The sequence below is a fragment of the Paenibacillus sp. PAMC 26794 genome (assembly GCF_000316035.1).
Classification (GTDB): Bacteria; Bacillota; Bacilli; order Paenibacillales; family Paenibacillaceae; genus Paenibacillus.
In genome coordinates this window covers 1-4,062 of the sequence record NZ_ANHX01000036.1, presented here as the reverse complement: position 1 = coordinate 4,062, position 4,062 = coordinate 1, and the positions used below count along the sequence as shown (strand labels likewise).

2 protein-coding genes are annotated in these 4,062 nt (G+C 34.7%); both read left to right on the top strand.

Features of this window, described 5'->3' with window-relative positions; genetic code table 11:
* Window positions 1-85: 85 nt before the first annotated feature.
* Window positions 86-2,095, top strand: coding sequence for an AAA family ATPase (locus D829_RS0115650; protein WP_017689855.1), 2,010 nt, complete (start codon window positions 86-88; stop codon window positions 2,093-2,095).
* A 4-nt stretch (window positions 2,096-2,099) separates the two neighbouring features.
* The gene (locus D829_RS0115645; RefSeq protein ID WP_017689854.1) at window positions 2,100-4,022 is read left to right on the top strand and encodes an ATP-dependent helicase; all 1,923 of its coding nucleotides are present in this window, start codon (window positions 2,100-2,102) and stop codon (window positions 4,020-4,022) included.
* The last annotated feature ends 40 nt before the right edge of the window (window positions 4,023-4,062 follow it).

Sequence of the window (4,062 nt, the reverse complement as noted above, 5' to 3'; positions counted from 1 at the left end):
AGGAACGTTATCCGAAACTACTGAAAAACTACCTTAAAAATTAAAGACTATTTAAAGAGATATTAATATTGAGGAGAGAATTATTATGGAAATATCAAAATTGTATTTGAAGAATTTTAGGAGTTTCGGTAAAGAGGGGAGAATTATATCTTTGAATAAACTTTCTGGTTTTGTAGGAGAGAATTCTTCGGGTAAGACCGCACTAATACATGGGTTAGTTAAGCTTTTTGGAGTTTCTTCGCATGATCGGACATTAGAAAAATCAGATTTCCATATTCCTAAGCAATCCCTTGTTGAGTCTATCAAGGAACTTGAATTATCAATTGAAGCTCGAATTGATTTTCCTGAATTAGCTGATAATGAGTTGGATGAGCAAAGTATAACTAGTATTCCACCATTTTTTAACCAACTAGTAGTACGTTCCCCTGCTGAAGCCCCTTATCTACGTGTTAGGTTAGTAGGGAAATGGGCTGCTGATAATACTCCAGAAGGGGAAATAGAGCAACGTTTGTATTTTATAACTGTAGCAGAAGGAATTACAGAAACAGAAGAGGATCTGGTCCCAGTCACACCGCATCAACGTTCTGCAATACAAGTCTTGTACGTACCTGCAGTCAGGGAACCTTCAACACAATTACGTAATGCTTCTGGAACAATACTATGGAGGATTTTAAATAACATTACTTGGCCAGACGATATTGATGAGACTATAAAGAGCAAAATGGAGCCTGTGAATGAACTATTCAATGAAATTAATGGGGTTTCTCAGATTAGAAGTGTAATTGGTGATGAATGGAAGAAGTACCACAAGGACACTCGATACCAAGATGCCAATTTACAATTTAACAGCTCGACACTAGCTTCAATATTAAGAAAAATTGAGGTATCGTTTTCTCCCACTCATGAGCTAGGTGAGTATAGTGTTGATAAATTGGGTGATGGGCTAAGATCTTTATTCTATTTATCTCTAGTATCATCGCTACTTGAAGCGGAAGTTAAAATTACAGGAAAATCAAATGCTTCTTTAACTCTCCTTGCTGTAGAGGAGCCAGAGAATCATATATCGCCGCATCTACTAGGCAGAGTGATGGAGAATCTAAGAAATATCTCTAAGAAGAGTAACGCCCAAGTTGTATTGACATCACACAGTGCTTCAATTATTAAACGTGTTAATCCAGAGAATCTGGCTCATTTGAGAATTGATCCTAATAGTTATACCACAGTTGTAAAGAAAGTTACTTTACCGGAAAAGACATCAGAAGCATATACCTATATAAAGGAAGCTGTTAAAGCCTACCCTGAAATTTATTTTTCACGGTTAGTAATTTTAGGAGAAGGGGATTCTGAGGAAATCGTAATTCCGAGAGTTTTGGAAGTTAATAATATTTACGTTGATGATTATGGAATATCGATTGTTCCTTTGGGTGGCAGACACGTTAATCATATGTGGAAGCTACTGAATGAGTTAGATATTCCTCATATTACATTACTGGATCTAGATCGCGAACGCGGTGGTGGAGGTTGGAGTCGTATCAAATATGCGATCAAGCAGTTAATGCTTAATGGACGAAACCGTGATGAATTATTAGGAGTATGGTATGGAGAGAATAAGAAAATTTTGAGTGATGATGATCTTGAAGAATTTGATAACTATTCTATGGACCCCGAATGGTTAAAATCAATGGATAACCTTTGGATAAAAAGACTGATGGAAGACAACTATAATGTTTTCTTTTCTTCACCTATGGATTTGGATTTTCTTATGTTAGAAACATTCCCAAAAGCCTATAAAGGGACAGTACCTAAAGGACCGAATATTCCAGATAAAATTAAACAACCGCAGAGTTATGATAAGAAGGTTAAAGGAGGAATTGTGTCTGCATTAAAAAATGAAAATGCAATAGGTTATACCTATACACCAGAACAACATGAGCTAATGGTTTGGTATAATACTCTATTTCTTGGAAGAAGCAAACCGAGCACACATATCGAGGCTTTAATAAAAATAACTGATGAAGATTTAGTGAGAGATATGCCAGAAGTTTTTAAACGCATTGTACAGCGGACTAATGAGATACTTGAAAGGAATACATGAAAATATGTTATATACTAAACCCGAAGAGTGGACTCCAGCAGATGGATTTACACTAGAACCAGCTGCAGATATAGCTGTAAGACAGGAGTTTAATAATCTTATTTTAGCAGGTCCTGGGGCAGGTAAAACGGAATTACTTGCACAACGTGCTTGTTTTCTTTTACAGACCAATTTATGTCCTTCGCCTCAAAAAATATTAGCGATCAGTTTTAAAGCGGATGCTGCAGAGAATCTAAAGAAAAGAGTTGAATTAAGATGTGGTAAGGAACTAGCAGCACGTTTTGAATCAAGAACGTTTGATTCATTTGCCAAGCAATTATTAGATCGTTTCAGGTTGGGTATACCAGAAATGTATCGACCAGAAAAGGATTACCGTTTGGTACTTAGTTCTAGAGAAGTACGTGATATTGCTACCAGTTATATTACTGAACGACATCCTAACCTGCCTAATTGGCAACATGAAATTAATTTTAATGTATTGTATAAGCGATTGTCTGAAGATAATTTACCTATATTCGAAGACGGACAAGACATTTACTCTTGGATTCTTGTAAGGCTCTGGGATATTCTAGTTCACGGTAAAGGAGAGCTTGAAAGTACATTAACATTTCCCATGATTTCAAAGCTTTCTGATTATTTATTGAAAGTTAATCCTCTGATAAATAAGGCACTTAGATTAACATACAGTCATGTTTTTCTTGATGAATTTCAAGACACAACTTATTTACAATATGAATTAGTAAAGACGATTTTTTTAGGAAAGTCTACAATAATGACAAGTGTAGGAGATGACAAACAAAGAATTATGGGTTGGGCTGGGGCGCTTTCGGATGCTTTTGAGCAATTTAGACATGACTTTAAAGCTGAACAAATTGAGTTAACAGAAAATCATAGGTCGGCACCAAGACTTATTGAAATCCAGAATGTTCTAGCTAAAATAATAAATCAAAATGCTACAGACGCTAAAGTATCTGCGAAACATAGCAACCAAGAGGGACTATGTCAAGTTTGGAATTTCCAGACTCATTTACATGAAGCCAACTTTGTTGCTAAGAGCATAGCAAATCGAATTCGTCAACAAAATATTTCTCCACGAGATATTTGTATCCTTGTAAAACAACAAGAGCAGGTATACAGCAACGCTTTAATAAATGAGTTGGAACTACAAGGGATACATGCACGAATAGAAAAGGAATATCAGGATTTAATAGCAGAGGATTGTGTTCAATTAATTATTGACTTCATAAGATTGGCGACAGGAGAAAAAACTCCTGATTCTTGGACTAGAATATCAGAAGTGCTAATCTTTGTGAATGGTTATGACATAGAACTGGATCATATTAAGATATTGAATATGGAATCTAATTTAAATAAGCATATATTACAATTGAAAAATGATTTAAAACAACTTTCAGACGATAAAGAAATTTGTAAACAAGACATGAATGAAATTGTAGAAAGAATTTTCAGATTTGTAGGATTGGAAAAAATATTTCGCTTACATCCTAAATATGCAAGAGGAAATTATTTTGAAAGAATAACCAAAGATGCAGTGGAAAAACTAACTACTTCTTATTTGAAACATTCAAATTGGAATAATGGCATCTCTGATTTCTTAGGGCTATTTAGCGTACCTATTATGACAATTCATAAAAGTAAGGGACTAGAATACGATACAGTGATTTTTTTAGGATTGGAAGACGATGCCTTTTGGAGTTTTAACACTCAGAGACGTGAAGATATGTGTGCATTTTTTGTTGCTCTGTCGAGGGCAAAAAAACAATGTTTCTTTACATTTAGTGCTTCTAGAGAAATACTGCGATTCAGAGATCTTCAAGTAAGAAGACAGTCCAATAGTAACATTTCGTCATTATATGAAATATTACAGAATGCTAATGTTGAGATTTTGAATGTAAATAATGAGTAAGTAGCACAATAATTTAATCTAGCCTGATACATTATTTGAA

Bases quoted from the DNA above. Each gene is read 5' to 3' on its own strand.
- D829_RS0115650 (WP_017689855.1), top strand. From the start codon at position 86: ATGGAAATATCAAAATTGTATTTGAAGAATTTTAGGAGTTTCGGTAAA.
- D829_RS0115645 (WP_017689854.1), top strand. From the start codon at position 2,100: ATGTTATATACTAAACCCGAAGAGTGGACTCCAGCAGATGGATTTACA.